Source organism: Paenibacillus borealis (genome assembly GCF_000758665.1).
Taxonomy (GTDB): domain Bacteria; phylum Bacillota; class Bacilli; order Paenibacillales; family Paenibacillaceae; genus Paenibacillus_AQ; species Paenibacillus_AQ borealis.
This window is the reverse complement of sequence record NZ_CP009285.1, coordinates 7,430,211-7,450,220: the sequence shown is the minus strand read 5'-3', so window position 1 is coordinate 7,450,220 and position 20,010 is coordinate 7,430,211. Positions and strand designations below refer to the sequence as shown.

Annotated in this window: 13 protein-coding genes, 1 tRNA gene and 3 rRNA genes; 15 read left to right on the top strand and 2 right to left on the bottom strand. The window is 51.2% G+C overall.

Translation table 11 applies throughout. The features are described 5' to 3' along the window. Window positions 1–1,251 (bottom strand): MFS transporter, encoded by a 1,251-nt coding sequence (locus PBOR_RS31745; protein ID WP_042217946.1) that lies wholly within the window; start codon window positions 1,249–1,251, stop codon window positions 1–3. 402 nt (window positions 1,252–1,653) lie between these two features. On the opposite strand from PBOR_RS31745, the gene PBOR_RS31740 reads away from it, so the two are divergent. The 12 genes from PBOR_RS31740 to pssA all read left to right on the top strand — a co-directional run bounded on the left by PBOR_RS31740 (window position 1,654) and on the right by pssA (window position 16,865). Then, window positions 1,654–3,211 (top strand): 16S ribosomal RNA (locus PBOR_RS31740). Between the two features lie 100 nt (window positions 3,212–3,311). Further along, window positions 3,312–3,387: transfer RNA gene (locus PBOR_RS31735), tRNA-Ala, on the top strand. A 239-nt stretch (window positions 3,388–3,626) separates the two neighbouring features. Continuing rightward, window positions 3,627–6,552: ribosomal RNA gene (locus tag PBOR_RS31730) — 23S ribosomal RNA — on the top strand. Window positions 6,553–6,676: 124 nt separating this feature from the next. Beyond that, window positions 6,677–6,793: ribosomal RNA gene (gene rrf, locus PBOR_RS31725) — 5S ribosomal RNA — on the top strand. The 16S, 23S and 5S rRNA genes sit together here with 1 tRNA gene alongside, the layout of an rRNA operon. A gap of 426 nt (window positions 6,794–7,219) precedes the next feature. Beyond that, a complete protein-coding gene (locus tag PBOR_RS31720; protein WP_042217944.1) occupies window positions 7,220–8,392 on the top strand; it encodes a GNAT family N-acetyltransferase in 1,173 nt (390 codons plus the stop codon). Window positions 8,393–8,748: 356 nt separating this feature from the next. Continuing rightward, a complete protein-coding gene (locus tag PBOR_RS31715) occupies window positions 8,749–9,210 on the top strand; it encodes a CtsR family transcriptional regulator (RefSeq protein ID WP_039298529.1) in 462 nt (153 codons plus the stop codon). 30 nt (window positions 9,211–9,240) lie between these two features. Beyond that, window positions 9,241–9,765 (top strand): protein-arginine kinase activator protein McsA, encoded by a 525-nt coding sequence (gene mcsA, locus PBOR_RS31710; protein WP_042217942.1) that lies wholly within the window; start codon window positions 9,241–9,243, stop codon window positions 9,763–9,765. A 28-nt stretch (window positions 9,766–9,793) separates the two neighbouring features. Further along, on the top strand, window positions 9,794–10,858 hold the full coding sequence (gene mcsB, locus PBOR_RS31705) for a protein-arginine kinase McsB (RefSeq protein ID WP_042217941.1): 1,065 nt from the start codon (window positions 9,794–9,796) through the stop codon (window positions 10,856–10,858). 36 nt (window positions 10,859–10,894) lie between these two features. Then, on the top strand, window positions 10,895–13,363 hold the full coding sequence (gene clpC / locus PBOR_RS31700; RefSeq protein WP_042217939.1) for an ATP-dependent protease ATP-binding subunit ClpC: 2,469 nt from the start codon (window positions 10,895–10,897) through the stop codon (window positions 13,361–13,363). Window positions 13,364–13,601: 238 nt separating this feature from the next. Further along, complete coding sequence (gene radA / locus PBOR_RS31695) at window positions 13,602–14,969, top strand: DNA repair protein RadA (protein WP_042217937.1); 1,368 nt, start codon at window positions 13,602–13,604, stop codon at window positions 14,967–14,969. Between the two features lie 13 nt (window positions 14,970–14,982). Further along, window positions 14,983–16,059, top strand: coding sequence for a DNA integrity scanning diadenylate cyclase DisA (gene disA / locus PBOR_RS31690; protein WP_042217935.1), 1,077 nt, complete (start codon window positions 14,983–14,985; stop codon window positions 16,057–16,059). A 65-nt stretch (window positions 16,060–16,124) separates the two neighbouring features. Next, the gene (gene pssA / locus PBOR_RS31685; RefSeq protein ID WP_042217933.1) at window positions 16,125–16,865 is read left to right on the top strand and encodes a CDP-diacylglycerol--serine O-phosphatidyltransferase; all 741 of its coding nucleotides are present in this window, start codon (window positions 16,125–16,127) and stop codon (window positions 16,863–16,865) included. A 120-nt stretch (window positions 16,866–16,985) separates the two neighbouring features. Here the strand turns inward: pssA and PBOR_RS31680 are convergent, their stop codons facing one another. Then, entirely contained in the window at window positions 16,986–17,381 is a 396-nt protein-coding gene (locus tag PBOR_RS31680; protein ID WP_039298549.1) for a nucleoside triphosphate pyrophosphohydrolase family protein, read from the bottom strand. A gap of 214 nt (window positions 17,382–17,595) precedes the next feature. Here PBOR_RS31680 and PBOR_RS31675 point away from each other — a divergent pair, with 214 nt between their 5' ends. The 3 genes from PBOR_RS31675 (at window position 17,596) to ispF (ending at window position 19,962) form a co-directional block, all read left to right on the top strand. Then, window positions 17,596–18,684, top strand: coding sequence for a PIN/TRAM domain-containing protein (locus PBOR_RS31675; RefSeq protein ID WP_042217931.1), 1,089 nt, complete (start codon window positions 17,596–17,598; stop codon window positions 18,682–18,684). Window positions 18,685–18,778: 94 nt separating this feature from the next. Beyond that, window positions 18,779–19,477 (top strand): 2-C-methyl-D-erythritol 4-phosphate cytidylyltransferase, encoded by a 699-nt coding sequence (gene ispD / locus PBOR_RS31670; RefSeq protein ID WP_042217929.1) that lies wholly within the window; start codon window positions 18,779–18,781, stop codon window positions 19,475–19,477. Then, a complete protein-coding gene (gene ispF, locus PBOR_RS31665; protein WP_042217927.1) occupies window positions 19,474–19,962 on the top strand; it encodes a 2-C-methyl-D-erythritol 2,4-cyclodiphosphate synthase in 489 nt (162 codons plus the stop codon). The genes ispD and ispF overlap by 4 nt, the downstream gene beginning before the upstream one ends. Window positions 19,963–20,010: the final 48 nt, after the last annotated feature.

Here is a 20,010-nt window from a genome sequence, read left to right as displayed (position 1 = left end):
TTATTCCGCCGCCCATTCTTCAAGCTTCTTGTCACCGGGCAGCAGCAGCGCAAGCAGACCAAGCAGCGGAAGGAATCCGCATGCTACGAACACCGTTGCAATTCCGGTCGTATCGATCAGATGTCCGATCACGACAGAGCCGATGCCGCCAAGGCCGAAGGCAAGTCCGGTAATCAGGCCTGAGACCGTCCCGATATTGCCCGGATACAGCATCTGTGCGTAGATAACGGTTACGGAGAAGCTTGACAGCAGCACAAAGCCGGAAATAATCAGCAGCACAGCCGCCCAGAACTGATTCACAAAAGGCAGAGCCAGCGCAAATGGAACCGTGCCGATCATCGAGACCAGTATGAGATTGCGGCGGCCGAAACGATCGGCAAGCGGACCGCCGAAGAATGTTCCTACAGCACCGGCTGCGAGGTACATGAAAATATAGATCTGAGCATCATCAAGTGTCATTCCGTATTTGTCCATTAAGTAGAAGGCATAATAGCCGCCGATGGAGGCACCGTACCAGGATCGTACGAACACAATGAAGACCAGAATGACTGTTGTAATTAGAATACGTTTGCTCCGGGCAGGATCAATAGAGCGGGACACCGACTTTTTGCGGAAGGTGTATCCGGCATCGAGCATTTCCCGGTACCAGCGGGCCACATAAGCCTGAATGGCGATCCCGGCAGCGGCGATTACTGTGAAGCCGAGTGCTCCCATCTGCCCGAAGGGGATGAATACCCATTTCATTAGAAGCGGTCCTAAGGATTGACCCGCATTGCCGCCCACCTGGAAAATAGACTGGGACAGCCCCTTCCGTTGACCGGCAGCCATATGGGCTACACGCATACCTTCCGGATGAAAGGCGGCTGAACCAAAGCCTACAAGCATTACGGAGAGGATGACCAGTACATAGTTCCCGGCAAAGGCTAGTAAGAAGACGCCAGCAAAGGTACAGCACATCCCCAGCGGGAGCAGGATAGGGCGCGGTTTGCGGTCAGCGGCAAAGCCGATAATAGGCTGAATCACCGAGGAGGTGAGATTCAGTGCGAACGCAATCCAGCCAATCTGGGCATAAGAGAGCAGCATGTTATCCTTCAGTACAGGAAACATTGCCGGAATAAGCGCCTGGATGGAATCATTGAACAGATGAACAAAACTGACTGCGAGTAAAATACGGTAAATGGTTGCCTGCTGCAGATTGCGCGGTTCCTCTATAACGGTGGCAGGAGCAGCGGGTATTGACTTGTTGGACATTAGAACTCCTTTCAGAGACGGGAATTAGCAAGAGCATCTATAAGATGAAGATAAATCCTATTGTAGCCACAAGCGATGTATTATGGGAATCAATTTGTGCGCTATAGAGCGTATTTATGCGTTCCTGGTTGTATTTATAAAAAAGGCTTGCAAACATCCGGATGGCATGATATATTATCTCTTGTGCTTATGAGACATCGACGCTGAAACAAGCGGCGAAGGAAAAATAAGTTGACAAGAAATACGCAAACATGATATGATCTAATTCCTGTGCAAGATACATAATGTTGAAACGCCGGGAGCAAGTTCTTTGAAAACTGAACAAATGGAACGCGTTAATTTTTACAAGATTCATTTAATGAATCGTCAGTTTCAAAATGAGCAATCGCTCTTTCTAAATACAATTTGGAGAGTTTGATCCTGGCTCAGGACGAACGCTGGCGGCGTGCCTAATACATGCAAGTCGAGCGGAGTTTGAATGGAAGCTTGCTTCCATTCATGCTTAGCGGCGGACGGGTGAGTAACACGTAGGCAACCTGCCCTCAAGACTGGGATAACTACCGGAAACGGTAGCTAATACCGGATAATTTCTTTCCTCTCCTGAAGAGAGAATGAAAGGCGGAGCAATCTGTCGCTTGGGGATGGGCCTGCGGCGCATTAGCTAGTTGGTGGGGTAACGGCTCACCAAGGCGACGATGCGTAGCCGACCTGAGAGGGTGAACGGCCACACTGGGACTGAGACACGGCCCAGACTCCTACGGGAGGCAGCAGTAGGGAATCTTCCGCAATGGGCGAAAGCCTGACGGAGCAACGCCGCGTGAGTGATGAAGGTTTTCGGATCGTAAAGCTCTGTTGCCAGGGAAGAACGTCCGGTAGAGTAACTGCTACCGGAGTGACGGTACCTGAGAAGAAAGCCCCGGCTAACTACGTGCCAGCAGCCGCGGTAATACGTAGGGGGCAAGCGTTGTCCGGAATTATTGGGCGTAAAGCGCGCGCAGGCGGTCATTTAAGTCTGGTGTTTAAACCTTGGGCTCAACCTGAGGTCGCACTGGAAACTGGGTGACTTGAGTACAGAAGAGGAAAGTGGAATTCCACGTGTAGCGGTGAAATGCGTAGATATGTGGAGGAACACCAGTGGCGAAGGCGACTTTCTGGGCTGTAACTGACGCTGAGGCGCGAAAGCGTGGGGAGCAAACAGGATTAGATACCCTGGTAGTCCACGCCGTAAACGATGAGTGCTAGGTGTTAGGGGTTTCGATACCCTTGGTGCCGAAGTTAACACAGTAAGCACTCCGCCTGGGGAGTACGGTCGCAAGACTGAAACTCAAAGGAATTGACGGGGACCCGCACAAGCAGTGGAGTATGTGGTTTAATTCGAAGCAACGCGAAGAACCTTACCAGGTCTTGACATCCCGATGAAAGCATTAGAGATAGTGCCCCTCTTCGGAGCATCGGAGACAGGTGGTGCATGGTTGTCGTCAGCTCGTGTCGTGAGATGTTGGGTTAAGTCCCGCAACGAGCGCAACCCTTGACTTTAGTTGCCAGCAGGTAAGGCTGGGCACTCTAGAGTGACTGCCGGTGACAAACCGGAGGAAGGTGGGGATGACGTCAAATCATCATGCCCCTTATGACCTGGGCTACACACGTACTACAATGGCCGGTACAACGGGAAGCGAAACCGCGAGGTGGAGCCAATCCCAGCAAAGCCGGTCTCAGTTCGGATTGCAGGCTGCAACTCGCCTGCATGAAGTCGGAATTGCTAGTAATCGCGGATCAGCATGCCGCGGTGAATACGTTCCCGGGTCTTGTACACACCGCCCGTCACACCACGAGAGTTTACAACACCCGAAGTCGGTGGGGTAACCCGCAAGGGAGCCAGCCGCCGAAGGTGGGGTAGATGATTGGGGTGAAGTCGTAACAAGGTAGCCGTATCGGAAGGTGCGGCTGGATCACCTCCTTTCTATGGAGAATCGTCACCTGCAACGGTGACATTCAAATCGGAAGCTTAGCTTCCAAGATACTTAACGCGTATCCATTTGTTCGGTTTTGATGGAATTTGCGGGGCCATAGCTCAGCTGGGAGAGCGCCTGCCTTGCAAGCAGGAGGTCAGCGGTTCGATCCCGCTTGGCTCCACCAACAAACTTCATCAATTGTTATACAACTTTGATCCTTGAAAACTGGATACCGAAACGAATTTGCGTTTTAGAACATCTTTTAGCTGAAACTTGTGAAAGCAAGTTGAAATAGTTATTAGTCATGCTGAGCGATGGTTTTGGTTTATGAGGGACTTTTGGCTTTAAACAGAATAGCGGACGGATTCATCCGGAAGCGCTGTTTAAAACAAGATGAGCGAATGAGCCAATACCGGAGCGATTGGTTAAGCTAATAAGAGCACACGGAGGATGCCTAGGCGCCAGGAGCCGACGAAGGACGTGGCGAACAACGAAACTGCCTCGGGGAGCTGTAAGCAAGCTTTGATCCGGGGGTGTCCGAATGGGGAAACCCAGCTGTGGTAATTCGCAGTTACTCATTTCTGAATACATAGGAAATGTAGAGGCAGACCAGGGGAACTGAAACATCTAAGTACCCTGAGGAAGAGAAAACAATAGTGATTCCGTCAGTAGCGGCGAGCGAACGCGGAACAGCCTAAACCAAGGGGCTTGCCTCTTGGGGTTGTGGGACGTCTCACATGGAGTTACAAAGGAATATGGTAGGTGAAGAGGTCTGGAAAGGCCCGCGATAGAGGTAAAAGCCCTGTAGCCTAAACTGTGTTCTCTCCGAGACGGATCCCGAGTAGTGCGGGGCACGTGAAACCCCGTATGAATCCAGCAGGACCATCTGCTAAGGCTAAATACTACCTGGCGACCGATAGTGAAACAGTACCGTGAGGGAAAGGTGAAAAGCACCCCGGAAGGGGAGTGAAATAGAACCTGAAACCGTGTGCTTACAAAAAGTCAGAGCCCTCTTTATGGGTGATGGCGTGCCTTTTGTAGAATGAACCGGCGAGTTACGTTTAACATGCAAGGTTAAGGTGAGAAGCCGGAGCCGCAGCGAAAGCGAGTCTGAATAGGGCGACTGAGTATGTGGACGTAGACCCGAAACCGTGTGATCTACCCCTGTCCAGGGTGAAGGTGCGGTAACACGCACTGGAGGCCCGAACCCACGCATGTTGAAAAATGCGGGGATGAGGTGGGGGTAGCGGAGAAATTCCAATCGAACTCGGAGATAGCTGGTTCTCCCCGAAATAGCTTTAGGGCTAGCCTCGGTGAATGGAGTGGTGGAGGTAGAGCACTGATTGGGTGCGGGGCCCGCAAGGGTTACCAAGCTCAGTCAAACTCCGAATGCCATTAACTTCTTGCCGGGAGTCAGACAGTGAGTGCTAAGATCCATTGTCAAAAGGGAAACAGCCCAGACCATCAGCTAAGGTCCCCAAGTGTGTGTTAAGTGGGAAAGGATGTGGAGTTGCACAGACAACCAGGATGTTGGCTTAGAAGCAGCCACCATTGAAAGAGTGCGTAATAGCTCACTGGTCGAGTGACTCTGCGCCGAAAATGTAACGGGGCTAAACACACCACCGAAGCTATGGCTAGATGCTTTGCATCTGGGGTAGGGGAGCGTTGTATGTGGGTTGAAGGTGTACCGTAAGGAGCGCTGGACAGCATACAAGTGAGAATGCCGGTATGAGTAACGAAAAGATCAGTGAGAATCTGATCCGCCGAAAGCCCAAGGTTTCCTGAGGAAGGCTCGTCCGCTCAGGGTAAGTCGGGACCTAAGGCGAGGCCGAAAGGCGTAGTCGAAGGACAACAGTTTGAAATTACTGTACCACCGTAATCCGCTATGAGCGATGGGGTGACGCAGGAGGGTAGTGACGCGGACTGATGGATGTCCGTCTAAGCAGTGAGGCTGGTGTGTAGGCAAATCCGCACACCGTAAGGCTGGGCTGTGATGGGGAGCGAAAATTGTAGTAGCGAAGGTCATGATCTCACACTGCCAAGAAAAGCCTCTAGCCAGGAGAAGGTGCCCGTACCGCAAACCGACACAGGTAGGCGAGAAGAGAATTCTAAGGCGCGCGGAAGAACTCTCGTTAAGGAACTCGGCAAAATGACCTCGTAACTTCGGGAGAAGAGGTGCCTCGGTAGGGTGAATAGCCCGAGGGGGCCGCAGTGAAAAGGCCCAAGCGACTGTTTAGCAAAAACACAGGTCTGTGCGAAGCCGCAAGGCGAAGTATACGGGCTGACGCCTGCCCGGTGCTGGAAGGTTAAGGGGAGTGGTTAGGGGCAACCCGAAGCTGTGAACCGAAGCCCCAGTAAACGGCGGCCGTAACTATAACGGTCCTAAGGTAGCGAAATTCCTTGTCAGGTAAATTCTGACCCGCACGAATGGCGTAACGACTTGGGCGCTGTCTCAACGAGAGATCCGGTGAAATTTTAATACCTGTGAAGATGCAGGTTACCCGCGACAAGACGGAAAGACCCCATGGAGCTTTACTGCAGCTTGATATTGAATTTGGGTACGATCTGTACAGGATAGGTGGGAGCCGTTGAGGCAGGAGCGCAAGCTTCTGCGGAGGCGCCGTTGGGATACCACCCTGATCGTATCTAGGTTCTAACCTGGTACCCTAAGCGGGTACGGGGACCGTGTCAGGCGGGCAGTTTGACTGGGGCGGTCGCCTCCTAAAGAGTAACGGAGGCGTTCAAAGGTTCCCTCAGAATGGTTGGAAATCATTCGCAGAGTGCAAAGGCATAAGGGAGCTTGACTGCGAGACCTACAAGTCGAGCAGGGACGAAAGTCGGACTTAGTGATCCGGTGGTACCGCATGGAAGGGCCATCGCTCAACGGATAAAAGCTACCCTGGGGATAACAGGCTTATCTCCCCCAAGAGTCCACATCGACGGGGAGGTTTGGCACCTCGATGTCGGCTCATCGCATCCTGGGGCTGAAGTAGGTCCCAAGGGTTGGGCTGTTCGCCCATTAAAGCGGTACGCGAGCTGGGTTCAGAACGTCGTGAGACAGTTCGGTCCCTATCTGTCGTGGGCGCAGGAAATTTGAGAGGAGCTGTCCTTAGTACGAGAGGACCGGGATGGACGTACCGCTGGTGCATCAGTTGTTCCGCCAGGAGCATGGCTGAGTAGCTACGTACGGACGGGATAAGCGCTGAAAGCATCTAAGCGTGAAGCCCCCCTCAAGATGAGATTTCCCAACTAGTAAGACCCCTTGAAGACGACGAGGTAGATAGGTTGGAGGTGGAAGTGCAGCAATGCATGGAGCTGACCAATACTAATCGGTCGAGGGCTTATCCAACAATTCTAACACGCAGATTCGTTTCGGATTCAGTTTTCAGGCGATCAAGCCTGGCAGGATGTTAAACCTAGGGTTTGATATTTTCTGCAGCGATTTCGAGAAGCGGAAGCTTCGAAAAATCATGTTTGGTGGCGATAGCGGAGGGGTTCCACGCGTACCCATCCCGAACACGACCGTTAAGCCCTCCAGCGCCGATGGTACTTGGACCGAAGGGTCCTGGGAGAGTAGGACGCCGCCAAGCACATGAAGCCATTGTTGAGTAATCGACAGTGGCTTTTTTGGTTTGTGCGGGACTGTGGAAAAGCTGTGGATAGATTTCAGTAAGTGCAGAAAACTTACGCACATGTGGATACAATTTCAGGAAGAGTTCTATCCCCGGTTTGTGTGGACTTAAGGCATATTTATGTGGACGAGTCAAGAGAAAACCCTAGTAATCCACTGTTTTTGTGGATAAAAAGTGAATTTTGTGGATAGTTAAAGGTGAATCGTGGATAACTAATTATTACCGGGAAGAAACTCTTTCCGGCTTTTTGTGCTAAAGCTGTGGATAACTTTTTTCTTAAGCGTGTTTTCCTGCCTCATTAGCTTCTGGACAATTTGCTTGTTATACTCAATTTGAGCAACAATTGTACTCTATCTCTATAAATTCATTAACGGGGTGAGCAGCATGGAAATAAGGCAATTGCATGCAGAGGACTTTGAAAAAGGCTTAAGCTTGTCCGAATATGCTTTTCAGTACAAGGTGTCCGGGGAAGACAGGGAGCGTGCCAGGGAGAAATTCAAACCGGAGCGAATATGGGGACTATTCGAAGGTGAAGTATTGGGCGCCGAGCTGACGCTGCTTCCGCTTCAGACCTACATACAAGGCAAACCCGTTTCTATGGGCGGTATTGCAGGTGTTGCCACTTGGCCGGAGAACCGGCGGCAGGGATATGTGGCCAAGCTGCTGACCCATACGCTGCAGACGATGAATGAGGCAGGCCAAACGCTGTCTTTTCTGCATCCGTTTCTGATCCCTTTTTACCGTAAATTTGGCTGGGAGATCTATTGTGAGTATAAGAAATACAACATACCTGTGGGTAAATTCCCGAAGAAGGCTGAAATACAGGGTTCTGTAAAGCGCGGTGCAGCTAATATTGAAGTATTGCAGCAGCTGTATATTTCATTTGCAGTCCGTTATAACGGATCTCTGCAGCGTACGGAGGAATGGTGGAAGGAAAGAGTACTTGATGAAGATACACATCAATGTGTATTTTATTCGCAGCAGGGTGAACCGGAAGGGTATGTGCTGTATAAAATAGTGAACAAAGAACTGGTCATTGATGAATTTGTCTATCTGAATGAGGAAGCCCGCCAAGGGCTGTGGACATTTCTGGCCAATCATGACTCGATGATCACAGGAGCTTCATTGAAGCTGGTGCCTTCTGATGACATCCTGCCGTATTTGCTTCCCGATCCGCGGATTACACAGGAGAATTATCCTTACTTCATGGCACGTATTGTCAATGCTAAGGCCTTCGTGGAGAATTTGTCATTCCATGTGCTGAGCGGTGTCCAGGAACGATTGCTGTATATTGAAGATGAGCATGCACCCTGGAACAAGGGCCTGTGGCGGTGGGAAGCGGCTGAGCACGGGAAGGTATCTCTAATTCAGATCCCGGGTGACAAGACAAATGCTGAGCTTGTATGCAGTATTGGCACACTTACCGCCATGCTTATGGGATACAAACGTCCGGTTGAAATGTCACGGTATGGTCAGTTATCCGGAACGCATGAAGCTGTAGATTGGCTGGAGAAGCTGATCCCGGAGGCAGAAACGGCTTTATTCGATTTTTTCTGACAAAAAGCTGGCTCTTCCGCTGGCCTCGGAAGCAGGGGAGCCTAATATACATATCCGATTGTAATGGGATCAGTGAAGCTATTCGGAATACAATGTTGCTAAAAAGTAAAAAATAAGAGCAGCCACTTGGAATTCAGTGAGAATATGTTATAATATGAAAAAAGTCAAAGAAAGTCAAAGTCAACGCGGCCCGAAAACAGGCACTAAAGATATACCCGTTGAATTGTGGAAAGGCACAGGCTATACAGCCGATTCGCATTTCTGTCCCAGGGTTAAGTTCTTTAGAGCTATGTTTTGAACGGCAGACGTTGAAACAGCACAAGTTTAACCAAGGCTTACACACTGGAGGATGAGTGATGCGTAATATCTCCGATATTATTGAACAATATCTGAAGAATATTTTGCATGAAAGTCCCGAAGGTACGGTGGAAATTCAGCGCAATGATCTGGCGGACCAGTTCTCCTGTGTACCGTCCCAGATCAATTACGTCATCAGTACACGCTTTACTTTGGAAAAGGGCTATGTAGTGGAGAGCAAACGCGGCGGCGGCGGTTATATCCGGATTCAGCGCTTCGAGCTGCCTCAGAATGTGGCACTGTATGCACATCTGAACTCCACAATAGGGAACGATATTGATCAGAATTCCGCCGAAGGACTGATTTATCAGCTGGAGGAGGCCCGTTTTCTCTCCAAGCGTGAAGCGTGTCTTATGCGATCCGCTGTTTCCCGGGAATGCCTGACGGTTAATCTGCCGTACCGGGATGAGATTCGTGCCAAGTTAATGAAGGCCATGCTAATCTCTTTGTTAGGCAAATAATTGTCAAATTGTGAGGGAGGGACACCGCTCATGCTATGCCAGGAATGCGGGGTCAAACCGGCTACACTCCACTTCACGAAGATCGTGAATGGAGAGAAGACAGAATTTCATATTTGTGAAAGCTGTGCGCGGGAGAAGGGGGAACTCATCCCCGGTACTGCTGGAGGATTCTCCATTCACAGCTTGCTTTCCGGGTTACTTGATCTGGAGAGCGCAGGCAAGGGCAAGTCAGAGGCCGCACAGACTGTGCAGGGGCTGCATTGTGAGAACTGCGGCATGACCTATTCACAGTTCAGTAAGCTTGGACGCTTTGGTTGCAGCTCCTGCTACAAATATTTCGACAGTACGCTGGACCCGCTCTTCAGACGGGTACACGGAAGTACAGCCCATGTAGGCAAGCTTCCCAAACGCGCCGGTGCACAGATTATGTGCAAACGCCAGATTGATGAGCTGAAGCAGGAATTGCAGCAGAGTATTATGCAGGAGGAATTTGAGACCGCAGCTGAGCTGAGGGACAGAATCCGCAAACTTGAAAAAGAAATGCCACAAGAGTAAAGTCTTTGATATATAGGGGGGATTCGCCATGTCAAGTCTCCGGTTTACCGAACAAGCACTCAGTGACTGGATGCGCTGCGGCGGGAGCCATTCCGAGATAGTAATCAGCAGCCGTATGCGTATCGCCCGCAATCTGGAGCACCTGCCCTTCCCTCTACTAGCATCTGCTGAACAGTCGGAAGAGGTGCTGGAGCAGCTCGCTCCCGTATTTCAGGGAGAAGCCTCTGCGGATTTCGGCAACTTTCAGCTGCTGAGGCTGGATGAGCTCGATGAGCTGGACAAAAAAGTACTGGTTGAGAAGCATCTGATCAGTCCTAACCTGGCTGATGATTCCAAAGGCGGAGCAGTCATCCTTAATGAGGACGAGTCAGTCAGCATTATGATCAACGAGGAGGATCATCTCCGCATTCAATGTCTGTTTCCGGGCCTGCAGGTCAGAGAAGCCTGGGTAAGAGCAACAGCCATCGACGATATCTTTGAGGCTGCGGTGAATTACGCCTTTGATGACCGGCGGGGATACCTGACCAGTTGTCCCACTAATGTGGGAACGGGACTAAGAGCCTCGGTAATGGTTCATCTGCCGGCGCTGGTTATGACACATCAGATCAACCGGATTCTGTCCGCAGTCAATCAGGTCGGACTTACGGTTAGAGGAATTTATGGTGAAGGCAGCGAAGCAGTAGGGAATATCTTTCAGATCTCGAACCAGATTACGCTCGGGCAGACCGAAAGTGAGATTATTGAAAATCTTCACAGCGTAGTCACCCAGATTATAGAGCATGAGCGGAACGCGCGTGAACGTCTACTGGTCGATTCCGCATTGCGGATTACTGACCGCATCAAACGTTCGTACGGGATTCTGGCTTACGCGGCTGTGATGGAGCTTAAAGAATCTGCACAGCGGCTATCCGATCTGAGGCTGGGTGTGGATCTGGGGATTCTGGAAGGGCCTTCGATTTCAGTGCTTAATGAGCTGAATGTCAAGACTCAGCCGGGCTTTCTGCAAAAGCTGTTCGGCGACGAGCTTTCGTCCACCGAACGCGATATGTACCGGGCGAAGCTGCTCCGGGAAACACTGGGATCACAACATTAATTATAGATATATATTATCCGTGGAGGTGCAGGAGATATGATGTTTGGAAGATTTACGGAACGCGCACAAAAGGTGCTGGCGCTGGCGCAGGAAGAAGCCGTACGTTTGGGACACAACAACATTGGGACAGAACATATTCTGCTCGGACTGATTCGCGAGGGAGACGGTATTGCCGCCAAAGCGCTGATCGGACTGGGTCTGGGTCTTGAGAAAATTCAGGATGAAGTGGAAACACTGATTGGCAGAGGTCAGGAACAACCGACCAACATCGCTTATACTCCTCGTGCCAAAAAAGTTATCGAGCTGTCCATGGACGAAGCCCGCAAACTGGGACATACGTACGTAGGCACAGAGCATATCCTGCTCGGTCTCATCCGTGAAGGAGAGGGCGTAGCTGCCCGCGTGCTGAACAATCTCGGTATCAGCTTGAATAAGGCCCGCCAGCAGGTATTGCAGCTTCTGGGCAGCAGTGAAGCCACATCAAGCCATAGCGGTGCTCCGGTTAACGTCAGCACACCAACGCTGGATGGCCTGGCCCGTGACCTGACTGCCTATGCCAAGGATGGCAATCTTGACCCGGTTATCGGCCGCAGTAAGGAGATTGAACGTGTCATTCAAGTACTCAGCCGCCGGACCAAGAATAATCCGGTGCTGATCGGTGAACCAGGGGTTGGTAAAACAGCAATTGCTGAAGGCCTGGCTCAAAAGATCATCAACAATGAAATTCCGGAAACATTGCGCGACAAACGTGTAATGACCCTCGATATGGGTTCAGTAGTTGCCGGTACGAAATACCGCGGTGAGTTCGAGGACCGCCTCAAAAAAATTATGGATGAGATTCGTCAGGCAGGCAACATCGTGCTCTTCATCGACGAGCTGCATACCCTGATCGGAGCCGGTGGTGCGGAAGGTGCTATTGACGCCTCCAACATCCTGAAGCCAGCTCTGGCCCGTGGTGAACTGCAGTGCATCGGTGCCACTACGCTTGATGAATACCGCAAATATATTGAGAAAGATGCTGCACTTGAACGCCGCTTCCAGCCGATTACGGTGGATCAGCCTTCCCCTGCAGAAGCTGTTCAGATCCTGTTCGGTCTCCGCGACCGTTATGAAGCCCATCACCGGGTGAAGATTACGGATGAAGCTATTGTAGAGGCTGTGAAGCTGTCTGACCGCTATATCCCTGATCGGTTCCTGCCGGACAAAGCGATCGACCTCATTGATGAAGCTGGTTCCAAGGTAAGACTTAACTCTTACACGATCCCGCCGAATCTGAAGGAACTCGAAATGCGTCTGGATGATATCCGCAAGGAGAAGGATTCCGCTGTACAAAGCCAGGAATTCGAGAAGGCTGCAGCGCTGCGCGATACCGAGCAGAAGATCCGTGAAGAGCTGGACACAACGAAGAACCAATGGAAAGAGAAGCAAGGCCGTACGGATTCCCAGGTTACACCTGAGGATATCGCACAGGTGGTTGCCAGCTGGACCGGCATTCCGGTCAGCAAGCTGAAGGAAGAAGAGACAGACCGGTTGCTGAACATGGAGTCTCTGCTGCATGAACGTGTAATCGGGCAGGATGAAGCCGTTAAGGCTGTCAGCCGGGCACTCCGCCGGGCGCGTGCGGGTCTGAAGGATCCGAAACGTCCAATGGGCTCCTTCATCTTCCTCGGTCCAACCGGGGTCGGTAAAACCGAGCTGGCACGGGCACTCGCCGAAGCAATGTTCGGTGACGAGAATGCGGTAATCCGCATCGACATGTCGGAATACATGGAGAAGCACTCTACGTCCCGTCTGGTCGGAGCGCCTCCAGGCTATGTAGGATATGAAGAAGGCGGACAGCTGACCGAGAAGGTACGCCGCAAACCGTATTCCGTTGTCCTGCTGGATGAGATTGAGAAGGCTCACCCTGAAGTATTCAATATTCTGCTGCAGGTACTGGAAGACGGCCGTCTGACCGACTCCAAAGGCCGTGTAGTCGATTTCCGCAATACACTGATTATCCTGACCTCGAACGTGGGGGCACAGGCGATCAAGAAGAATTCGACGCTTGGATTCACCGCGGTACAGGATGCAGGCGCTGATTACAGCAACATGAAGGGCAAGGTAATGGAAGAGCTGAAGAAGAGCTTCCGCCCTGAGTTCCTGAACCGGATCGACGAGATCATTGTCTTCCATTCCCTGGATGAGAAGCATATCGCTGAGATCGTTACCCTGATGTCCGAGGAGCTGCGCAAGCGTCTGCGTGAGTATGATGTAGACTTCCTGCTAACAGACAGTGCCAAGGCGTTCCTGGCTAAAGAGGGCTATGATCCGGCCTTCGGTGCCCGTCCGCTCCGCCGCGCGATTCAGAAGCATATTGAAGACCGCCTGTCTGAAGAGCTGCTTAAAGGCAACATCAAGAAAGGCGATTCCCTCAACATTGATGAAGTGAACGGTGAGCTTGTCGTAACCACAGTGGAACCGCCGGTTGAAGTCTCCCTGGAGAAAGAAGTCGGAACCGAATAATTTTTACCAGCAAAATGAAACAAAGCTCCCGCTCCTCCGTATAGAGGGGCGGGAGCTTTTATATGGAAATATAAGAATATATATGTGATTAATTCTGCCGTAAATCAGGCAGGTTAAGGAGGACGCAAACGAAAAGTAGATCTTAAGTGACCTTTCGTTCAGTGTGCAGAAATGGTAAACTTTGATTAAGAGAAAATTATCCGCAATTTTAGTAAGTTTCGGACTGTAAGGAGCGCACATGGCCAAACCAAAAACAAAATTTTTCTGCACCGAATGTGGTTACGAATCACCGAAATGGTTCGGCAAATGCCCGGGTTGCCAGGAATGGAACTCGATGGTGGAAGAAACAGAAAGCGTAGTCAAAACACAAGGCATGAATGCACCTATTTTTCAGAGTAAAGAAAAGGCGCAATCGATCATAAATATAGAAAGTGACAAAGAGCCGCGGATCCTGACAGGCATCGGAGAGCTTAACCGTGTGCTTGGCGGCGGTATCGTCCCCGGCTCGCTGGTACTGGTCGGAGGCGACCCCGGCATCGGGAAGTCCACACTGCTGCTCCAGACGTCGCATGCCCTTACTACCCAGGGGCTCCGCGTTCTGTATATCTCGGGGGAAGAATCGGTACGTCAGACCAAGCTTCGGGCTGACCGCCTCGGAGCGTTGTCGGCGGAACTGTATGTACTTTGTGAGACGAATATGGAGAGCATTGAAGAAGCGATCGAGCAGATTAAGCCGCAGTTTCTGGTCATCGACTCGATCCAGACCGTATTTATGCCTGAAGTGACCAGTGCTCCAGGCAGTGTGACACAGGTGCGGGAATGTACGACAAGATTTATGCGGATTGCCAAAATCCGTGGAATCGCAACAGTACTTGTAGGGCATGTAACCAAAGAGGGGGCCATTGCCGGTCCCCGGATGCTGGAGCATATGGTGGATTGCGTGCTCTATTTTGAAGGAGAAAGGCATCATACGTACCGGTTGCTGCGGGCGGTGAAGAACCGCTTTGGCTCAACCAATGAAATCGGTATTTTCGAAATGGGAGAGGTTGGGCTTACCGAGGTGGAGAACCCTTCCGAGCTGTTCCTTTCAGAGCGGCCGCTTGGGGTGGCCGGTTCGGCAGTTGTGGCCAGCATGGAAGGAACAAGACCGGTGCTTGTTGAACTGCAGGCGCTGGTTGCAGCAACCCATTTCCCTTCGCCCCGCAGAATGTGCACAGGGATGGATCATCAGAGAATGGCGCTGATCATTGCTGTTCTGGAGAAACGGATGGGCATGTTCCTGCAGAATCAGGATGCTTATCTCAATGTCGCCGGAGGCGTTAAGCTGGATGAGCCGGCGGTTGATCTGGCTGTCGCCATCAGTATTGCTTCCAGCTTCCGCGATATTCCGACCAAGCCTTATGATGTGTTTTTTGGGGAGGTAGGACTTACGGGTGAGGTAAGAGGGGTGTCACGCGCAGAGATGCGGGTGAAGGAGGCCGCTAAGCTCGGCTTCCGGCGGGTAATTATGCCTGAGAAGAGCATGAAGGGCTGGAAGCATCCGAAGGATATCCAGATTATAGGCGTCAGCACCGTAGCAGATGCACTAGCGGTCGCGTTAGATTAGGGGGCACAGGGACATGAAAGAATACAATCCATTAGATAATATGAATGATCTGCTTAGAATGGCCGCACCTGGAACGCCTTTCCGGGAGGGTCTGGAGAATGTGCTGCGCGCGAAGACCGGGGCACTTATTGTTGTCGGATACAGTCCGGAAGTGATGGAAGTTGTCGATGGAGGATTCTCCATTAACTGCGATTTTTCACCCAATTATTTATACGAGCTGGCCAAAATGGACGGAGCAATCATTCTGAGTGAGGATTTGAAGCGGATTCTGTATGCCAACACCCAGCTGATACCCGACTCCTCCATCTCATCCATCGAGACAGGCATACGTCACCGGACCGCCGAACGTGTAGCCAAACAGACCGGCAAACTGGTTGTTTCCATTTCCCAGCGGCGGAATATAATCACCCTTTATCAGGGATCCATCCGTTATGCGCTTAAGGAAATCGGCGCTATTCTGGCCAAAGCCAATCAGGCGATTCAAACCTTAGAGAAGTACAAAGCCGTGCTGACACAAGGGTTGACTAACCTTTCGGCGTCCGAATATGAAGGGCTTGTGACAGTCGCTGAGGTAGTCGGCGTGATCCAGCGGGTAGAGATGGTGCTGCGGATCAAAATGGAAATTAAGCGTTATATTAACGAACTGGGCAATGAAGGCCGGCTGATCAGCATGCAGATGGAAGAACTGGTCGGAAATACAGAGGAAGAAGCCTGGCTGCTGTACAGAGACTATGCAAGAGAGGAGCAGGAGGACAAAATCCGCGAAATTATCGCCGGGCTGAAACGAAGCAGTGACGATGAATTGATGGATGACAACCATATTGCCCGCTTGCTCGGCTATTCCTCCACAGCCATTGCATCCGAAGAAGCCGTAACTCCGCGCGGTTACCGTCTGCTCAACAAAATTCCGCGGCTGCCGAATGTGATCATTCATAATCTGGTGGAACGCTTCGAGATGCTGCCGAATCTGATGACGGCGAGTATTGCTGAACTTGATGAGGTGGACGGCATTGGTGAGGTCCGGGCACGCAATATTCAGGACGGACTTAAGCGTCTCCAGAAACAAGTTCTTATTGACAGGCAAATGTAAATAACATACAATCACGTAATATTGGGAACTCATGAAGTTCAAAGTAGGAAAATTGAGGTGAAGAAATGATACAAAAATCAATTCCGAGTCTTTTTACCATTGGTAATCTGATGCTTGGAATGTTTGGTATCATGATGGCGTTTGACGGTAAGCTGAGCATGGCCGCTATCATGGTGATTATCGCTATGCTGCTCGACGGGCTCGACGGCCGTGTTGCGCGCGCGCTGAAATGTGAGAGCGAGTTCGGTAAGGAGCTGGATTCCTTATCCGATGTAGTTTCTTTCGGTGTGGCACCTGCGCTGATTATGTATCTCACAAGTTTGCAGGACATGAACTCTGCACTAGGATGGACCGTTACAGCGATTTTCCCTGTGTTCGGAGCTTTGCGTCTGGCACGGTTTAATGTCCGCCCGGGGATTCCGGGATATTTCGTAGGGTTGCCGATTCCTGCTGCAGGTGGCGTTCTGGCCACACTGGCACTTTTCCATAAAGATGTATCTGCACCATTTATGATTGTCGCTACCCTATTGTTATCCTATCTGATGGTCAGCACAGTGAAGTACCCGAACTTTAAGAAGATCGGCTTCCCCAAAAAAGCGGTTATAGGTGCACCTGTAGTGATTGTCATTGCCGTAGCGGTAGCTGTGGTTTTCCCTGAACAGATTGCCAAGCTGATCTTTGCTCTGCTTGCGTTATATGCCCTATACGGGTTCAGGCAGAGTCTGGGCCTCTTGACAGCCCGCCGTCAACGTCGCCGCCGGAAGAGACGTACGGAAGATAAGGTGTATCACTCCAAGAACGGATAGCCCCAACTACGCACTTTTACATTTTTTGTCTATACAGAAAAGGCTGTGCCCTCCTGACTCAGGAGAAGGCACAGCCTTTTCTGCTTGTTGTAACGGATGAAGGAGAGCGCGGGCAGTCTGCTAGGACAAGTTAAATAATCCGAGTGTAGCGCATTTTTGCGATTCCTTTGACACAACCTCGTCCATATTAATATCGAGCAGATTGCAGAGTGCAGACATATAGAACAGCTCGCGGCCCAGTTCTGAGGCAATGACTTCCCGGCAGTTCTCGCATAGTTCACCTTCAAGGTGGGTTCCGGCAAGCTCTTTGGCTTGTTCAAGTCCCAAAGCGGGTTCGAAAACCTGCTTGGTGGCATGCAGCTGAATGCAGCCGCATTCGGTAATGGATTTGACGACAGCTCGGTTGACGGATGCACTGCTCTGTCCGTTCTTGGACATTACATCCAGAAGACTGCGGTGACGGAGCAGCAGTTCGGAAACTTGATCCTGAAAGGCCTGTAAACTTGGTGCGCTCATTTTTCCATTCACCCCTGGGTTCGTAATTGAGTTCATTATATGCCAGGGCCTCCCCTGTTTTCAACATGGAATAGAAGTTTACCGCAGGCTTTGCAGACGTTGAAATGAATGGCTTCAGAAAAAATAACGGTTCCCCGGATTACCGTCCTAAAAATTGGAACATACTGGTGAGGTATAGATGATTTTTGGATCAATAGAAGGAGGTGCTGAGGTTATGTGGAAAAAGATTATTTTGACGCTTGCCGGGTTATGTGGAGCCTGGTCCGGTTATTCGCTATATCATGCGGCAGAAAGAGGGTTCCCGGAAGGCATGGGGAAACTGGGTGATAGCTTGCCCGTGGAAGGAAGCATTTTGTTTGCGGTGCTGGGTGCTATTATTTTTTTGATTGCGGGGACGTTGTGCGCAGATTGGACAAGTACAAAACTGCGGGAGGCGGTTCAGTATTGTTCGCGTATACCGATGAGCGAACTCGCTGCAGGCGCCGCAGGGCTTACAGGAGGTCTGCTGCTGTCTTTGCTGCTGTATCCGGCCATGGCCTGGCTGGGCAAGGCCGGGGAGCTGCTGCAGGTGGCGGCAACGCTGGCTCTGGGTTACATGGGCCTGCGGATCGGGCTGGAGAAGAAGGAAGAGCTCGCTTCGCTCTGGACTACCGGACGCTGGGGTCGCTCTGCTGAACCGGAGGGACGGGGACCTGAGGAGCATAAGATTCTCGATACCAGCGTCATTATTGATGGGCGGATAGCTGATATCTGCAAAACAGGTTTTATTGAAGGGACCATCGTTATTCCTGAGTTCGTACTTGAAGAGCTTCAGCATATCGCTGATTCGTCGGATCTGCTGAAGCGTAACCGCGGACGCAGAGGGCTTGATATCCTCAACAAGATTCAGAAAGAGCTGGATGTCAAAGTACTGATCTACGAAGGTGATTTCGAGGAGATTTCCGAAGTGGACAGCAAGCTGGTCAAACTGGCTAAGGTGCTACATGGCAAGGTCGTTACCAATGACTTCAATCTCAACAAGGTTTGCGAGCTCCAGGGCGTATCGGTGCTGAACATTAACGATCTGGCCAATGCGGTGAAACCGGTGGTCCTGCCTGGTGAGGAAATCATTGTGCAGGTGATTAAAGACGGCAAAGAACATGGACAAGGCGTGGCTTATCTGGACGACGGCACCATGATTGTTGTGGAAGGCGGCCGTGATTATATCGGCACCACCATGGAAGTTCTTGTAACCAGTGTGCTGCAGACTTCCGCGGGCCGGATGATTTTTGCCAAACCGAAGCTTCTGGAAAAAGCGCAATAACGGTAAATCGGCCATTGGGGCGACCTTAAAGGCTTGGAAATGCCGTCCAAACACGTTATGATGGGGATATACGTGAAAGACAGGAGCCGAAAGAATGTCAAACAGTGTAGGCGCCGTTATAGTGGCGGCAGGCAGAGGCACACGGATGGGAACGGCAGAGAGCAAGCAATATCTGCTGCTGCAGGGCAAACCGATTATCGTGCATACCCTTGAGGTATTCCAGAAGCATGAGCTCATCTCTGAAATCGTGCTTGTCACTGGTGAAGAGGATGTAGAACGCTGCCGGCAATGGGTGCAGGCCTACAAGCTGGACAAAGTGTCTGTTGTAATTCCGGGAGGGGCTGAACGCCAGCATTCGGTACGCCGTGGGCTGGGAGAACTTACGACCACCTGGGTAATGGTGCATGATGGTGTCAGGCCTTTCGTACAGGGCAGTGAGATCGAGGCTTGTTATGAACGGGCCCGTTCAGCCGGAGCCTCGGTGCTTGCAGTGCCGGTTAAGGATACGATCAAGCAGGTGGATGGCGAAGGTAATGTGCTGTCTACGCCGGATCGGCGAAGTCTGTGGGCGATTCAGACCCCGCAGACTTTTCGTTTGTCCGACCTGCTGTCGGCTTATGATGAAGCAGAGCGTGACGGCTTCCTCGGCACAGATGACTCCAGTCTGGCGGAACGCAGCGGGATTACCGTTTCTGTAGTAGAAGGAAGCTACAGGAATATTAAGATTACGACACCGGAAGACCTGGATTTCGCTGAATTCACAGAAAGAAGCAGGGGAGAGGAACGCAGATGATCGCTGTAGGACAAGGATTTGACGTACACCAACTGGTAGAGGGAAGGCCGTGTATTATTGGTGGAGTGACCATTCCCTATGAGAAGGGGTTGCTGGGACACTCTGACGCGGATGTGCTGCTGCATGCAGTAAGCGATGCTATACTTGGGGCGCTTGGACTGGGGGATATCGGAAGACATTTTCCCGATACCGATCCTGCCTTCAAGGATGCAGACAGCCTGAAGCTGCTGGAGCATGTATGGGCGCTTGCCCGTGACCGGGGATACCGGCTGGGAAATATAGATTCGACTATTATTGCCCAGAAGCCCAAAATGGCCCCGTATATTCCGCAAATGACCGAGATTATTGCCCGTGCACTTGATGCGGACCTCTCGAAGGTTAATGTAAAAGCGACAACTACCGAGCAGCTCGGCTTCGCCGGACGCGGGGAAGGAATTGCCGCACAATCTATTGTCTGTCTGCTCCAAGATGTGATATCATCTTGAGATGGCTGAAGAAACTGCAGCCTAATTTTAACCAATATGAAGCGGAGG

Excerpts from the sequence above, each read along its gene's own strand:
- PBOR_RS31745 (WP_042217946.1), bottom strand. The coding sequence starts at position 1,251 with ATGTCCAACAAGTCAATACCCGCTGCTCCTGCCACCGTTATAGAGGAA.
- PBOR_RS31720 (WP_042217944.1), top strand. The coding sequence starts at position 7,220 with ATGGAAATAAGGCAATTGCATGCAGAGGACTTTGAAAAAGGCTTAAGC.
- PBOR_RS31715 (WP_039298529.1), top strand. The coding sequence starts at position 8,749 with ATGCGTAATATCTCCGATATTATTGAACAATATCTGAAGAATATTTTG.
- mcsA (WP_042217942.1), top strand. The coding sequence starts at position 9,241 with ATGCTATGCCAGGAATGCGGGGTCAAACCGGCTACACTCCACTTCACG.
- mcsB (WP_042217941.1), top strand. The coding sequence starts at position 9,794 with ATGTCAAGTCTCCGGTTTACCGAACAAGCACTCAGTGACTGGATGCGC.
- clpC (WP_042217939.1), top strand. The coding sequence starts at position 10,895 with ATGATGTTTGGAAGATTTACGGAACGCGCACAAAAGGTGCTGGCGCTG.
- radA (WP_042217937.1), top strand. The coding sequence starts at position 13,602 with ATGGCCAAACCAAAAACAAAATTTTTCTGCACCGAATGTGGTTACGAA.
- disA (WP_042217935.1), top strand. The coding sequence starts at position 14,983 with ATGAAAGAATACAATCCATTAGATAATATGAATGATCTGCTTAGAATG.
- pssA (WP_042217933.1), top strand. The coding sequence starts at position 16,125 with ATGATACAAAAATCAATTCCGAGTCTTTTTACCATTGGTAATCTGATG.
- PBOR_RS31680 (WP_039298549.1), bottom strand. The coding sequence starts at position 17,381 with ATGAGCGCACCAAGTTTACAGGCCTTTCAGGATCAAGTTTCCGAACTG.
- PBOR_RS31675 (WP_042217931.1), top strand. The coding sequence starts at position 17,596 with ATGTGGAAAAAGATTATTTTGACGCTTGCCGGGTTATGTGGAGCCTGG.
- ispD (WP_042217929.1), top strand. The coding sequence starts at position 18,779 with ATGTCAAACAGTGTAGGCGCCGTTATAGTGGCGGCAGGCAGAGGCACA.
- ispF (WP_042217927.1), top strand. The coding sequence starts at position 19,474 with ATGATCGCTGTAGGACAAGGATTTGACGTACACCAACTGGTAGAGGGA.